The sequence below is a fragment of the Peptoniphilus faecalis genome, assembly GCF_012976305.1.
Taxonomy (GTDB): Bacteria; Bacillota; Clostridia; order Tissierellales; family Peptoniphilaceae; genus Peptoniphilus_A; species Peptoniphilus_A faecalis.
Window position 1 is genome coordinate 54086 of sequence record NZ_JABDSR010000002.1, and the last position, 16299, is coordinate 70384.

General features: G+C 34.3%; 9 protein-coding genes. 6 read left to right on the plus strand and 3 right to left on the minus strand.

Annotated features, from left to right (window positions below):
* Positions 1 to 7 precede the first annotated feature (7 nt).
* From HKO22_RS01485 to HKO22_RS01505, 5 genes are all read left to right on the plus strand, one after another.
* On the plus strand, positions 8 to 2005 hold the full coding sequence (locus HKO22_RS01485; RefSeq protein ID WP_169968040.1) for a DHH family phosphoesterase: 1998 nt from the start codon (positions 8 to 10) through the stop codon (positions 2003 to 2005).
* A 1-nt stretch (position 2006) separates the two neighbouring features.
* Entirely contained in the window at positions 2007 to 2456 is a 450-nt protein-coding gene (rplI, locus tag HKO22_RS01490; protein WP_169968042.1) for a 50S ribosomal protein L9, read from the plus strand.
* 5 nt (positions 2457 to 2461) lie between these two features.
* Entirely contained in the window at positions 2462 to 3817 is a 1356-nt protein-coding gene (dnaB, locus tag HKO22_RS01495; protein WP_169968045.1) for a replicative DNA helicase, read from the plus strand.
* A gap of 87 nt (positions 3818 to 3904) precedes the next feature.
* Positions 3905 to 4780, plus strand: coding sequence for an undecaprenyl-diphosphate phosphatase (locus HKO22_RS01500; RefSeq protein WP_169968047.1), 876 nt, complete (start codon positions 3905 to 3907; stop codon positions 4778 to 4780).
* Between the two features lie 12 nt (positions 4781 to 4792).
* The gene (locus HKO22_RS01505; RefSeq protein WP_169968049.1) at positions 4793 to 5587 is read left to right on the plus strand and encodes a carbon-nitrogen hydrolase family protein; all 795 of its coding nucleotides are present in this window, start codon (positions 4793 to 4795) and stop codon (positions 5585 to 5587) included.
* A 49-nt stretch (positions 5588 to 5636) separates the two neighbouring features.
* On the opposite strand, the gene HKO22_RS01510 is transcribed toward HKO22_RS01505, so the two are convergent.
* Together HKO22_RS01510 and HKO22_RS01515 are read right to left on the minus strand one after the other, a co-directional pair.
* Positions 5637 to 6278: an SdpI family protein gene (locus tag HKO22_RS01510; protein WP_169968051.1), complete on the minus strand. Its 642-nt coding sequence runs from the start codon at positions 6276 to 6278 to the stop codon at positions 5637 to 5639.
* A complete protein-coding gene (locus tag HKO22_RS01515) occupies positions 6268 to 6543 on the minus strand; it encodes an autorepressor SdpR family transcription factor (protein ID WP_075659640.1) in 276 nt (91 codons plus the stop codon). The genes HKO22_RS01510 and HKO22_RS01515 overlap by 11 nt, the downstream gene beginning before the upstream one ends.
* Before the next feature lie 382 nt (positions 6544 to 6925).
* Between HKO22_RS01515 and HKO22_RS01520 the strand changes: the two genes are divergently transcribed.
* The gene (locus tag HKO22_RS01520) at positions 6926 to 14893 is read left to right on the plus strand and encodes an S-layer homology domain-containing protein (RefSeq protein WP_169968053.1); all 7968 of its coding nucleotides are present in this window, start codon (positions 6926 to 6928) and stop codon (positions 14891 to 14893) included.
* A 220-nt stretch (positions 14894 to 15113) separates the two neighbouring features.
* Here the strand turns inward: HKO22_RS01520 and HKO22_RS01525 are convergent, their stop codons facing one another.
* The gene (locus HKO22_RS01525) at positions 15114 to 15941 is read right to left on the minus strand and encodes a PrsW family intramembrane metalloprotease (protein ID WP_169968055.1); all 828 of its coding nucleotides are present in this window, start codon (positions 15939 to 15941) and stop codon (positions 15114 to 15116) included.
* Between the last annotated feature and the right edge of the window lie 358 nt (positions 15942 to 16299).

Here is a 16299-nt window from a genome sequence, read left to right on the forward strand (position 1 = left end):
GAATAATATGAAAAATAATTATAAAATTAGCGATTTTCTCCCCTATCTTGTCTTTGGAATTGCCCTAGTTATTATTTTAATAATCCTAAATCCATTAATTGGTTTTATTTCAATTTTGGGTTTTGCTTATATTTTTTATATAACTTATAACAAGATCAATAATAAGAATGCCGAGACTATCAAACACATTGAAAACTTAAATGAACAATTTGATTCTTTAACTAAAGAAGCAATTTTTGACATGCCCTTTCCCCTTGTAATTACTGATGAAAAGGCAAAAATCTTGTGGTACAACACTCCCTTTATAAATTTATTTAAGGAAAAGACTTTAATCGATGGCGACCTTGAAAATTTAGTTAAGGATATTGACATCTCAAATATAATAAATAGAAGTGGTGCAAATACACTTCCCATTGAGATTAACAAGAGCTTTTTTAATGTCTACACAAATATTTGTGAAAATAAATCTAAATCCGCTGACAGCAAATCTGTGCTACTTTATTTTGTAGACAACACCGCCTACAAAAATTTAAAGGACAAATACACAGAAGAATATCCAATTATTGCAAAAGTAGAAGTAGACAACTTCTCAGAAGCAATAAGCAGTGCTCCTTCAGAGATTAGACCTCTTTTAATTGCAGACATTGACTCAACTATCTCTCAATATTTTGAAGAATACGATGCTTTGGTTAAAAAGGCTGACGAAGACTTATATTTAGTTGTCATGAATTATAAATCTTTAAATTCCCTTAAAAAAAAGAGATTTGACATACTCGATGATTTAAGAGATTTAAATAAGGGCAACTCAATTCCCATTACTTTATCTATTGGAGTTTCTTCCTTTGGGCTTAACTTTAAAGAGGCCTATATGGAAGCTGACTCATCTCTTGACCTTGCACTAGGTCGTGGCGGCGACCAAGCCGTTGTAAAAGTCGACGACAATTATGCCTTCTTTGGCGGAAAGTCAAAAGCTGTTGAAAAGAGAAATAAAGTTAAGGCAAGAGTTATTGGCGAAGCTTTAAAACAATTAATCGACAGATCTGAAAATGTCTACATTATGGGACATCAAAACCCAGATATGGACGCAATTGGTGCGGCTATTGGTTGTCTGCGTGCAACTTTAAATAGAAATAAAGAAGGTTATATAGTCCTTGAAAAATCCAATCCATCCATCGACAATTTAATCGACAGGATGAAGGAAGAGGAGCCAGAACTTTACAAAAAAGTCATATCAAGAGAAACGGCAATGAACACCATTAAGCACTCCTCTCTAATAATTTTAGTGGACAATCACAAGCCATCCTTTACTGAATATCCAGACCTCTTGAAGGAAACTAGCCAAATAGTAGTAATAGATCACCATAGGAGAGGCAAGGAATTTGTAGAAAATCCCGTCTTGTCCTATGTAGAACCCTATGCCTCCTCAACTTGCGAGCTCATAACTGAAATGCTCACTTATATGTCAGAGGATTTAAATTTAACTCATTTTGAGGCAGATGCTCTCATGAGTGGTATAGTTGTAGACACAAAAAACTTCTCTTTCCAAACGGGCGTAAGAACCTTTGAAGCTGCCTCAGTTTTAAAAAGAGCTGGTGCAAATATGTTAAAAGTAAAGGCACTTTTCCAAGATGATTTAGATACTATGCTTTACAGAGCAGATGTAATTCACAACACAAAAATCATTCACGACAATATTGCCGTATCGAGATTTGAAAAGGAAGCAAAAAATTCTGTATTAGTTGCAGCACAGGCTGCCGATGCCCTTCTCGACATAAATGGCATTGACGCATCCTTTGTGCTTACAATTAATAATGGCAAAACTCATATTTCAGGCAGATCCCGTGGAGAAGTAGTTTCAGTTCAATTAATTCTTGAAAAAATAGGCGGCGGCGGCCACTTAAATATGGCTGGTGCACAAATTGATACACAAGATTTAGACAAAGCAGAAAAGATTTTAATAGAAGCCATAGAAGAATATTTAGAAGAAAATAGAAGCGAGGAATAACATGAAAATAATTTTATTAAAAGACGACAAAAATTTAGGACCAAAGGGAAGCATAGTTAACGCAAAAACTGGCTATGCTAGAAACTTTTTAATCCCAAGAGGAATTGCTATTGAAGCTACTCCCGAAAACTTAGAAATTTGGAAGAAAAATAAAATCGAAGAAGAAAAATTAGAAAGGGAAAATCGAGCAAAGGCCAATGAAATTAAGAAAAAACTCGAACAATTAACCCTTACTATTAAGGCAAAAGCTGGAGAAGGTGGAAGACTTTTTGGTGCAATAACTTCTAGCGACATTGCAAAAAATTTAAAGAGCGAATATAAAATTGAAGTGGACAAGAAAAAAATCGACTTGTCCGAAAATATTAAAGAAGCTGGAATGAAAAACATCGACATAAAATTATATCCCGATGTAATTGCAACTTTAAAGGTAAATGTTAGACCGGAATCTTGATCGATATGGATGTAAATGGAGAAAACTTAAATTCTGTTGAAAATTTAAAAATGCCTCCCCACAATCTTGAAGCAGAGGAATCGGCGCTAGGCTCTATGATGCTTTCAAAAGAAGCAATCACTGCATCTATTGAAATTTTAAAAACAGAGGATTTTTATCAAGATGCCCATAGAAAAATTTATGACGCAATTTTAAATATCTACAACAGAAATGAGCCTGCAGATGTAATAACTATTGCAGAAGAATTGAAAAAAACTGAATCCCTAGAAGAAGTTGGAGGAATAACATATCTCGCCGACTTGTCTTCAAATGTAACAGCTGTTTCAAATATTAGATCCTACTGTGAAATTATTAAGGAAAAGGGCGTTTTGAGAGAACTAATAAATGCGTCTGATAAAATTATTTCTGCCGCTTATTCATCTGATGCAAGAGCAGACCTTATTATCGAACTTGCAGAAAAATCTGTCTTTGAAATAACTCAAGACTCAACAAAAAATGGTCTAGTAAATATTAAAAATATTGCCCTAGATTCCTTTGCTGAATTGGAAATGAAGGCACAAAATCCAAATGCCCTCACTGGACTTACAACTGGTTTTATAGACCTTGATAGAAAAATTTCTGGACTTCAAAAATCTGATTTAATATTACTTGCGGCGAGACCTTCCATGGGTAAAACTGCCCTTATGGTAAATATCGCAACTAATGCAGCATTAAGAGGCGGTGCATCAGTTGCCATTTTTTCCCTTGAAATGAGCAAGAACCAACTTTTCCAAAGGATTATTTCTTCAAATGCCCATGTAGACCTTCAAAAAGTTATTAGCGGAAACTTAAATGAAGAAGAGTGGACAAAAATAATTAACACAATGCCAATTATATCCAATCTAAAAATGGAAATTGACGACACTGCCGGCATCTCTCCTCTGGAACTAAAGGCAAAGTGTAGAAGAATGAAAATAGAAAAGGGACTTGACTTAATAGTAATCGACTACTTGCAACTTATGCAGATGAATTCTAGAGCTGAATCAAGGCAACAAGAAATTTCTGCAATATCGAGAAACTTAAAGGCAATTGCAAAGGAACTTGAAGTTCCCGTTATTGCCCTATCACAACTTTCTCGTGCACCTGAACTAAGAACAGATCACAGACCAATTTTGTCTGACCTTCGTGAATCTGGTGCCATTGAACAAGATGCAGACATAGTAATGTTTTTGTATAGAGATGAATACTACACAAAGGAAGAATCTGAAAAGCCAAATATTGGCGAAGTAATCATTGCAAAACACAGAAACGGCCCTACGGGAACTGTTGAGTTGATGTTTAAAAAGGAATTTACAAAATTTTTAAATTTACAAAGAAATTAATAATAAGGCTCTTGTCATTGACGAGGGCCTTATTTATCTTTTCTCAATCAAATGTTATAATAGCTTTGTCAAAAAATGGAGGTAAATATGATTTCAGACATAATAAAAGTAATAGTCCTTGGACTCATCGAAGGGCTGACAGAATTTTTACCTGTTTCATCAACAGGTCATCTTATAATCGCAGATAGCTTTATAAAACTTGAGCCAAAGTCCTTTTCCAATGCCTTTAGCGTAATTATACAACTGGGTGCAATATTAGCAGTAGTATATCTCTACTTCTACGATATAAATCCAATTGCAAGGGGAAAACTTGTGCCAGTAATTGGTGAAGAAAAATATGAAAGTTTATCCTTTAAGGAAAAATTTAAGTATAGAGATCTTGAAACAATGCGACTAATTGCAAAAATAATCATTGGATTTTTGCCCGCAGCTTTTTTTGGGTTTTTATTAGACGACTTTATCGACTCACATCTTTTTAATCCAATTACAGTTGCAATTGCACTTATTGTCTATGGATTTATAATTATTTTTATGGAAAAAAATAATAAAAACAAAGAATTTAAATACAAAAGTTTAAATGACATTGGGCTTAAAACCGCATTACTAATTGGCTTTTTCCAATGCCTTGCCATGGTTCCCGGAACATCTCGTTCTGCCGCAACAATTATTGGCGCAATGCTACTGGGCTGTTCAAGGACAAGCTCCGCAAAATTTTCCTTCTACCTTGCAGTGCCAACTATGCTTGGCGCAACTGCCCTTAAAATTTTAAAAATCGGATTTTCCTTCACCCCTTGGCAATGGTTTTTGATAATCCTTGGCGGACTTATTTCTTATATAGTTGCCCTTGTAGTAATTAAAAAATTCCTTGGCTATGTTCGTGAACACGACTTTATTCCCTTTGGCTATTATAGAATAGTCCTTGGAATAGTAGTTTTATGCCTTGGCTTTTTTAACATTATATAATTTGAGGTTATTATGAAAGATTTTAATGTTGGAATAATTCAGTTGCCTGCCACTGGCGACAAAGAAAAAAACTTAAAGACAATGGAAGAATATACATCTTGCGCAAAAAATAAAGGTGCCGATGTAATATGCCTTCCAGAAATGTGGAACTGCCCCTACCAAAATTCTTACTTCACAAAATTTGCCGAAGAAGATTTTGGAAAGACTTACAAAAAAATGAGTGAAGTGGCAAGGAAAAATAAAGTCTATTTAATTGGAGGCTCAATCCCAATTAAATCTGGCGAAAAAATTTACAATAGATCCTATGTCTTCGACAAAGAGGGCAAGGAAATTTACAGATATTCAAAGATAAATCTCTTTGACATCGAAGGCTATAGGGAGTCTGACACAATTTCTGGCGGCAAATCTCTAGGCGTCTTTGAAACAGAATATGGCATCTTTGGCCTTGCAATTTGTTTTGATTTAAGATTTCCCGAGCTCTTCCAAAGTTTTCGCAACTACGGTGCTGAAGTAATTTTTGTGCCATCGACTTTTATGAAAAAGACGGGCGAAGTTCACTTTCACCTTTTAAATAGAGCTCGTGCAGTAGACACTCAATGCTATATAGTTTCTCCTGCCATAGCAAGAGATGCCAAACTTTCCAAAAATGCCTACGCACATTCCCTATGCGTATCACCAAGTGGCGAAATAATCGCAGACCTTGGCGAAGAAAAAAATCTTGCCATAGTAAAATTAGAAAATGAAAAAGTAAAAAGAGAAAGAGAAAAACTTCCCCTAGAAGTCTCAAGAAAAAATAGAAAACTATAAGGACTACCACATTGTGATAGTCCCCTTTTTATTTTTTTATTTTAACTTTTTAAATTCCCCTAGTGTAGAGATAAAAGGAATAAATTGTAGGTATGGCTATGGCAAAAATCACAACGCCAAAAATTAAAGCCTCACTTTTAATAAAGGGATAGGCAAAAAAAGTTAATCCCATCATAATAAATGAAATTCCGCCAATTCTATGAGTTCTCCTCCAATTTTCGTCGCTATTTAAAGTCCAAGGAAGCTTAATTCCCATGGTGTAATTTCTCTTTACCTTTGGCATGTAATTTCCAATGACTACAAACAAAATTCCAATTGCTAGAGAAATTATAATGCCAGTGTTTACTTCCCTACCTAGTCCATATAAAACTGTTATTACATAGATTACAATCATCATAAGGGGAAAGGTCATCTTAGTAATAGTCATAAGTAAATTATTTTGCAACCTATTTTTTGGATCATTGTCCAGCATAAAGCAAAGGAAAATATTCATGGCAATTAAAAACAAAGGAACTCCTATCATAGCCTCAAATTTTGAGCCATAGGCATCTACTTCATTGTTAAAATTCCAGTGAGTAGGAAGTTCTCTTGGCATTTTGTTATAAAAAACTGCACTAAAAAATATTAAAATAATAATTGATGCAATTATTGAATAAATGCTGCTTTCTCTAAATCTAAACTTATTTTTCATCTTGACCTCCTTTAAATTTCACAATCCATGTCAAAATTTCTTCAAAAACCGAAGTGTTTAGCTCATAATAAATAAAATTTTTTTCTTTAGTTTCGTAAATCAAATCCTGCTCTCTTAAGATCTTTAGGTGATGAGAAATTGTTGCCTTTGTTAAATCAAAATTATCGGCGATTTCCCCTGCATTCATCCTGCCATTTTTCCTGAGCATATTTAAAATCTCAAGTCTAACAGGGTCGGATAGGGCTTTAAAAGTATTAGAAAACATAATTCACCTTCTTAAATATTTTGATATCTATCTAAATACTTAATTTTATTATATAGAAATTTTCATAAAAGTCAATTTTGTTTTTTTCAAAATGCTTTTATAGAAAGACCTTGAAAGGGATTAAAAAATTGAATTAGATTAATTTTTCCTTATTATTTTAGTTCTTATTACATCTTGCAACTTTAATTTACAAATCTAATAAAATTTGGCTTAGATACAAAAATTTTTTTGCATAATCTTAATTAAACTAGTAAACTTTTTGAATCTTAGATGATATAATAAATGTATTTAGATCATTATATAATATAATAAAAGATATTTTAAAAAGGATGTCTCTATATTATAATAATGCTCAGACATTAAAATTTAAAGGGAGGTATTTATGAAATTAAATAGGAGATGTTTGGCATTTTTTATGGCGCTACTTATCTTGCTGACAAGTTTTCCTGCGAATATCTTTGCATATTCAGGCGAACCTAATTTTAAAATAGATGATTACGACAATATAAAAAATGACAAAGTACATTATATTAACAACGAAGATGTAGAGGTCAAGGAATTTGACAAAGACCCTACAAATAAAGATGAGGCAAATAATCAAATAGCAGATCCGCCTGTGGATGAAAAATACACATTACAAGTGGACTATTACATTGATGCAAATGGTTTTAAAATTCCTAAATTTCAACCTTATATAGCATCTGTATTTAAAAATGGAAAAATGGACATAGATAAAACTGTGGACCTTCCAATCATAGATGGATATACTGCGCCAACTCCGAGATATACTTTTTCAAGGGCAGAGGTGGCTAATTTTAAAGATTATACAAATGGATATGTATATACACCAAAGGAAACAGAAGTAAAGGTAGTTCATCTTTTTCAATCTTTAACAGATCCAGAAGCCTTTGAAAAGAAAAAGGAAACAATAAATAATGCTAAAGTTGGGACTAAATTCCCTTTTTATGCATTGAAAAAAAGTGAAACTCCCGGATTTTCTCCAGAGTTTTCAAGCTTACAAGTTCAAGTACCTGAAAGCACTAAAGACTTTCAAGTTGTATTTAGATATTTAAGAGATGCCAATACTGTTACCTACAACACATCTGAAGGCGCTACTAAAATAAGAGCAAAGAAATTATATTATGAGCAAAATATTCCAAATGTAATTGAACCAAAAAAAGAGGGTGCTACTTTTTTACATTGGATTGCAAATCGCGATCTTTTAAAAAATGACGGAAGTACAGTTAAAAAGGGAGAGCGCATAAGGAATGAAGATATAGAAAATCTTAAAATGCCTTCAGAAGATTTAGAATTTAAAGCTATTTGGAAGGAAAATACAGAAGCAGATTATACAATTCTTTTCTACACTGAAAAATCGGACTATGACCCTTCTGCACCTTTTAAGGAAAGATACGACTATGTTGGCAGCAAGAAGATTTCAAAGGGAGAAGTCGGCACATCTCCTGACCTTTCAAAAGTAACTCCAGATGGAATAAAGTTCCCAGATATTGATAAAGAGGTTACTAGTAATCCAAATGAACTGGCAAAATACTATCATAGAAATGAAAATTTAATAAAAGAAAAAAATGCAGGTGAAGATGGAAATCAAAAGCTAATTTCATCTACAGGAAAGACTGCATTTAGTATCTACTATGATAGAGAAGTCTATGAGCTTGTATTTGAAAAAGCAAAAGTAATACAAGCAAAAGACACTTTTGACCCCATCATCACTAAAGACGGAGTAAGATATGATGCGAAAACCAATCCATATACAATAAAGGCTCGCTTCAATCAATCTTTGGCAGCTGCATGGCCAAGGGACAGTGAAATAGAGGGCTGGACGAGAAACTATTCCGGTCAAGGCTGGCTTATAAATTATGGTCGTTTTATATATAGAGATACGCCGCCTTATAGGCTTTCAGCTTCTGATTTTATAAATGCTGTAAATCAAGAGGGAAAGAGCTTTTTAAGTAGAACCGACGTTAATATTGGACCAAGGCAGATAAGTTTAGGGATTGCCCAAGGACGAGTTTCAAATAATCATCCTGTACATGTGGATTTTTTCAAAGAGGATTTTGATGGAGTTTCTAAACTCGATTCTTCAATGTATTATTGGAAGTCCGACACCAAAAATTCCAGCTATAAGTTTCCACTTCCTGAACTTAAAGGTTTTGAAGGAGCTTATGATGAAAAAGCACAAAGAGTTTACAGAAAAACTGATTCTTTTTGGGAAACTATAAATAATGGAAGACCTGATGGGCAAGTTCAATATGTAGACAGGCTTGGCGGCCAAAGAGCATCTAATAATGGATATTTAAAATTAGAATATACAAGAAATAAATATGATTTGACACTACATCCAACAAAGGGCAATGCGACTACAATGCAAGTTCCTTATGACAAACCGCTAAAGGATTTAGACCTAGACACAAAATATGTGCCGGAAAGACCTCAAGGCATTCCAGATACCTATGAATTTAAGGGCTGGGCATTAGACCCCGTAGGTCAAAATTTGGTAAAGGACTCCGCACAGACTATGCCAAACTACAAGTACGATCTATACGACCACTGGGCTGAAAAAGATATTAAGTGGAAGGTTACTTTGGATCCAAATGGCGGAAAATTAAAGGGTTCTAGCGAAAAGGTAATTGAAACGGTAAACAATGGAGCAAAGATAAGTCTTCAAAGTAAACCAACTAAAGAAGGTTCTACTTTTGCCGGCTGGGAATTAGTGCTTTTTAAAAGGGATGAAAAGGGTCAGTTAATACTTGACGGCAGCGGAAGTCCTACAATAGATACAAGCTATTTTGACAAATATCATGTGCCTATAAGGTATGCAGAAGATAATCCGGTGGCTGAAGATATTTATCTAAAGGCAATGTGGGTCGCTACAAATAGAACCTATGCTACTGCTTATCATCATTTCTACGACCTTCAGGACAATGAAATTTTAGATAAAAAGAAAGAAATTAAACTTGAAAACTTGATAATAGGCGAATATGCAGCAGCTATGGCTCAATTTACAGGAGAAGATTGGCTTTTAAGAGATGATATACCAAATAATGAATATTATCAAACTAAAATAATAGATGAAAATCCTGAAAATAATAAATTTGATTTTCATTATAGACCTTTTAGAACAAGACAGTACAATATCAACTACATCGACCAAAATGATAAAAATATAGTCCCACCGGAAAAAATTGAAAATGGCAAAAAGGATTATGATGCAGTGTCTTATAGAAATATACCGGGCTATAAATTGACATCAGCTCCTAATGTCGAACTTTCATTTGAATTGAATGAAAAGGGCGAGCTAACTAATATTAAGGGCTATGGAGATGGCGATGTTATTACAAATAAAGATAGCGTAAGCTTTAAATACGAAGACATTCGTGTGTTAAAGAGAAAATCAAAGGAAGCCGTAACTCCTGATGGATATCACAGAATAATCTTTAGGGCGGATGAAGGCGGAAATATTTCATTAGGCGATAAAGACCAAGGTGTGAAGGAGATTATATACGATGTAATTGACGGACTTGAATTTAAAAAGCTTCCAAAGGTCAATGCCTTTGCCGATGATTCCGGAAATTATGAATTTGATGAATGGAATGACGAAAGATTTTTAAATGACAATACGCCTATAAGAGAAGACCATATATTTACTGCTAAATTTGTTTTAAAATCAAGTGGAAATGAAAAAATTGTGCCAAAGGGTTCTACTCCTACTGCAAAAGATTTATTGACTAATTATGAAGAATTGGAAAAGGCGGGAGCAAAATTCTCCTTTGAACCGATAGACACTTCAACAACTGGAGAAAAGACTGTTAACGTAACAATCCACTATCCAAGTGGCAAGACTGGCACTGTAACTGCAAAAATAAAGGTAGTTCCAATTGTGGAAGAAGTTACAGATCCTAATGAGGAAGTCCCTGATTACTACACAAGGGTGGTTTTTGATGCCACAGAAGATGGTAAGTTAAATGGAACAGATAAGACTACAAGAGTTTACAATGTTTATAAGGGCACAAATTGGAAAAGGACAAAATATGAAGGGCTTTCTATTCCTAGTGCAGCTTACAAAGACGGCACAAAATCCTTTGACAAATGGAATACCCTTCCTGAAGATAACTTTGAAGTAAAAGAGCCTTTCACAATTAAGGCAAGTTATGCTGATGTTAAAACTATAATCCCCTACGACCCTAGCGATCCAATGGGAAGACCTGATGAAAGATATGTGAGATTGACTTTTGAAGGAACAAAGGGGATAAATCTTTCCGATGTCAAGTCTTACTATATTAAAAAGGATGCCGGAATAACTCTTGGAGATGCAAGTATTATTAAGCCTATTGGAAATCCAGAAATCGGATACGCCTTTAATGGTTGGGATAAGGATGATACTACACCAATAAACACTGACATCGTGGTAAAAGCTAAGGCAGTGGAATTAGAAGATGTGATTGAAGTAAAAGACGGCGTAAGTAGCCCAGAGGGTTATGTAACTGTAAAATTTATTTCAGGTGAAAATGGCGTAGTTGTTGAAAAATCCTACTATGTAAATCCAAATAAATATGTAACACTTACTCCGCCAACAGATGGTGAAATAAATCCGGATACGGGCTATGAATTTTCTGCATGGGACAGAGATGTTACTCATAATCAACAATATAAAGTAGACACTGATATAAAAGCTGTGTTCTCTCCTACGGGTGCAATTTCAACTACTCCTGTTGATGGTTATAGCAAGATAACTTTTGAAATAGAAGGCGAAGGCGGAAGTATTGTAGGGCAAAATACAGTATATGTCGACCCTAATAGAAGGATAACTCTAAAAGGACCTAAGTTAGATGTGGAAGTCGGATATTACTTTGACTCTTGGGATCCTCCTATAAATCAAACTACTTTTAGTGAAGATACTACTATAAAGGGAAGATTCAAGGCTTATGATGATATAATTCCAGAAAAAACAGATGACGAAAGTACAAATTCAAAACCAGAGGGTTATGTTGAAGTTATATTAAATAATGGAGACGACGGATATATTAAAGATGATTTAAACACCATCTTCTATGTAAATCCTAAGAAGAATAAAACTTTGGGAGATATTTTAAGCAAATTTGCCGACACAGATGTAATTGCTTTCACCGGATATAAGTTTGATGGCTGGGACAAAGAAGCTAGTGAAAAAATCGACGGAAGCGAGATGACAATTTATGTAACTGCCGAGTACACTCCTCTTAAAAATGTAATCCCTGAAAAAGATGAAAGTGGCAATCTAAACAAAATTCCTAAGGGATATGTGAAAGTTGTCTTTGACACTACGGATAAGGGAAGCATTAAGGATTCCGCAGATACAATTAAAAATGTATATGTAAATCCGACTGTTCCCGTAAAACTTTACGATTTTAAACCAAATATAGATGCTAAAACTGGTTATGAATTTGTGGGTTGGACAGAAATCATAAATTACTCAGTCTTATACAGTGGTGGAGAGGTAATCACCGCAAGATACAATGAACTAGAAAATGTCTTAACAGAAGAAAAACCGGGCTATATAAAGGTAACTTTAGATTCCGGTGAAGGAGGAAACTTCAAAGAGGGAGCTACTACAACTTATTGGGTAAAACCAAAGGTTGACGTTACTATTCCTCAAACAGAAGTAATAGAAAAAACTGGAAAGAAATTCAAGTCTTGGGATAAACCTCTAACTATGAATATAAGTGACGGAAAAGAAGTTACAATCACTGCAACATATGACGACATCGACCCAATTCTTCCTGCTGAAGGAGAAAAACCTAAGGGCTATGTTACAGTTGAATTTATTACTGACGGCAATGGAAAACTTTCCGGAACTACTAAGTACTATGTAAATCCTAAGGCGGATGTCGATTTAACTAATAAGGCGGAAGGACTTGGATTTGAACCCGCTATTGGCTATGAAAAGGGAACATGGGAAGGCTCTATGACAGGTCCCTTTGTTGAAGGAATGAAGATAAAACATATCTTTAATAAACTAAAGGATGTTTATACAGCTGATGAATCGACGGATAAGCCTAAGGGCTATGTTACAGTTCTATTTATTACTGACGGCAACGGAACTCTTTCTGGAACAACTAAGTACTATGTAAATCCTAATGCAGGGGTAAAATTAGGGACGAGAGTAACAGTTCCTAAGTATACACCAAATCAAAATTATGTTTTCGACACTTGGCGTGAAACTTTAGATATGGATAGTGAAATAACCGGCGACAAAACCTATGTGGCAACCTTTAAGACCGACAAAGTGACACTAACTTATGTTGCAGATAAAGACAATCCTCAAGGTGTAAGCGGAGATGTTCCTGTTAAAACCGATGCCGATATTAATCAAACTATAAGAATTGCCAATGAAGGAAATTTAAATAAGCCAAAGGCAAGATTTGTCGGTTGGAAAATTGGAGATGTGGTTTATCAACCGGGCGATGAATTTACAATCACAAAGAATGAAATTGCCTATGCACAATGGGATGAAACAATGAGCGAAGTAAGCTTTGAATTTATCTCTCAAGATGATAGACCTTTACCTCAAGAAGTAATAGAACAAAAACCTATAAATATTGAAAAGAATATTGGAGAAGAATTTACGCCTCAATACAAGTTTAACGAAGTAAAAATTACCGATGCAAACGACCAAGGAGTTTGGAAATTTGTAAGCTGGAGTCCGGAAAGCTTATCTATTGATAAAGATAAGGCTAAGAATGTCTTTACAGGAACTTGGGAATTTGTCCCAAGAGGAAAAGTAAATTATGTTTTCGACTATGTATTTAAAAATGGCGAGGAAGAAGTTTTAAAACCTGAAGCAATAAGTGCCGACTTAGTAGATAGCATAGAAAAATATGAAGATGAAACTCTTGATATGCCAAATTATATCGGCGAGTATCCTGATACAGTAGATGACGTACCGGGAGTATGGAAGTTTGCGGGCTTTACAAAATCTTCCGAACAAGCGGGCGAAGTGCATTTTATCGGTACTTGGAAATTTATTTCAAATGAAAAGGTGCTTGTAAGATATGAATACAAATTCGTAGATGAAGATGGCGAAGAAATTGAAAGACCTGCTGATTTCACACAGACTCCACCAGAGGGCAAGGAAATTTACAAGTCACAAAATGCAGAAGTTCCTACAACTCCAGTAGCAAATACTGAAGAAAAAACTGACTTTGCGACATATACTTTCTTAGGTTGGGAACCTGCTTATGAACAAGAAGACGTACAATCTGATGTTACTTTTGCAGGAACATGGAAAGTTGTAAAATTCGACAATATAAAATACGATGCAAAAGCTAGCATGATTACAAAAAATTATGGAGAAAATACTACTCCAGAAGAAATAGCAAATAGCATTGAATTAGTAGGATATAAGGGCGACAGAAGTGCGGTAAAATTTGAAATTTCTGATGAAACGACAATTCCTAATGGAAATCAAGCTGGAAGCTTTGTTGTAGGAGTGGATGTAACTTATCCAGATGGAACTAGTGATAAAGTTTATGTTAGAATTTTAGTTAAAGACCCAATCAAGCCTCATGAGCCTGAGCCTAGTTATCCAGATGAACCTTACTATCCATCTGAACCTTATATTCCATGGCGTCCAACTTGGCACGAACCTACTCAAAGGACTGTTGCTCCTTTGACACCAATTGCTCCAAAGGTTGAAGTTTCTAAAGCTGAACCAAGGGTAGAAAGACATGAGGCATATATCTCTGGCTATCCAGATGGCACAGTTAGACCTGATGGAGAAATCACGAGGGCAGAAGTGGCTGCTATATTTGCAAGGTTGGCAGAAAAGAATACTCAAGGAGCCTTTGTGGACAAGTTTAGCGATGTAAAACAAGGTGATTGGTTTACAGAAAGTATAATGAAATTGACTTCTAAGGACATCATAAAGGGATATCCAGATGGAACATTTAAACCTAATAATAGCATTACAAGAGCTGAGTTTGCTGCTATTGCATCAAAATATATAAATGACAAAAAACTTGCAACAGAAAGCTTTGTAGACGTACCTTCAAATCACTGGGCAAGAGATGTAATATCACAAGTTAAGGCACAAGGTTGGATCACTGGATATTCAGATGGAACATTTAAACCTGATGCACCTATCACGAGAGCAGAAGCAGTATCAATAGTAAATAGAATGTTTGATAGACAGGCTGATAGAGCCTTTGTAGATGAAAAGTCCTTTGAATTAAGAAAGTTCAAAGATTTAAGTACTTCTCATTGGGCATACTATGATATTTATGAAGCTACAAATACTCACTACTATGAAAAAGACGATCATGGCGTAGAAAGATGGAACAAAATAGCAAACTAATTCAATAGTTAAGACAAAAAGGAAATCGGAAAAGTCCGATTTCTTTTTTTATGTTAATTTTCACAAGGATAGACCCTACTATTGTCATAGGAAGTTTATCCACTTGTTTTAATGAAAAAATATAATTAGACTTTATAAAATATATTTTTGTATAAAAAAAGGAGGCTAAACCTCCAATTTTACAATCAAATACAATTACAAGACAGTTTTTAATTCAATACTAAACTTGAACTATTTTATCTCCTTCATCTAAAGAGTCCACAAAGGTAAATACATAATAGGCAAGGCATAGATTTATGCTTCCAAACAAAGGCGTTACCCAATCTCCTTCAAGTGGAGAATTCCAAGCGAAATGTAGTACAATAGGTGCTATTAGGAAAAATAATGCCTTAGATTTTGGAATAGAAGTTTCTTTTTTCAAAAGAGCTATAAGTCCAACTCCAAATACTATTGCAAAATCCATATGACTGCCCAGTGCATTGGATACTCTTTCAAAGGCTATTGAAAAACCAGTATTTGTTTCGCCAAAGGTGCTTTGAAAAATATATGCAAAGTCCTCTAAAAGTTGAAAGCCAAAGCCGGAAATCATCCCCGATATAAAGGCATCTTTTAAAGAAATCTTTTTGCAGAAAAAGTATGTCAAAAGGACAACTATTCCCTTTGCTATCTCTTCTGTAAAGGGTGCTGTCATAGCTGCTCCCCATTTGCTGAGTATTTCCTTTGGAACATTAAGTGAAAATAGCAATAACGAAATTAGTGAATTGCCTTGACTTGCTAAATACAAGGGTATTGTAAATCCAAATATAAGACTTAGTAGCACGACTTTGCCCGAAACATTAAATCTTTTTACTAAATAATATATAAATAGGGCAACAGGTATAGCATATAGGAACACTGTGCTTGCGGCAATGAGAAATATGGGAAATAATGCTTGTGACTTGTCCTTTTCTGCAAATTGAACAAAGTAATCATTAAATCCTATAAATACTAAAGCCAGGGTTATGATAATCAAAAGATTGCGTCCATAAATATTAATAAATTTTTTCATTTAATCCTCCCAATTTTTAAAATGTAAAAACTGCATAATAAAATGTAATCTGATTTAAAATATATTTAAAAATTAGGAAGAATAATAGCTAAAAATGTCAAACCCTAAAATCGCAAATCATAAGTATATTTACGAATTTAAAAGTTTGGCATTAAAAATTTGCATCTTCTCTAACTTTTTATGTTATAAAAATAACATTGTATATGTAAAAAGTCAATATTTTTGTTATGGAAATAATGTGTCAAATATGCAATGCTCCAAGGCAAGCACCGCAAATATATTGAAAGCTAATTTTATTTTTAGTATAATTTTTATGGAAATATGGCGTGCTTAAATTAAGAACAAGTTTACTTGTAAA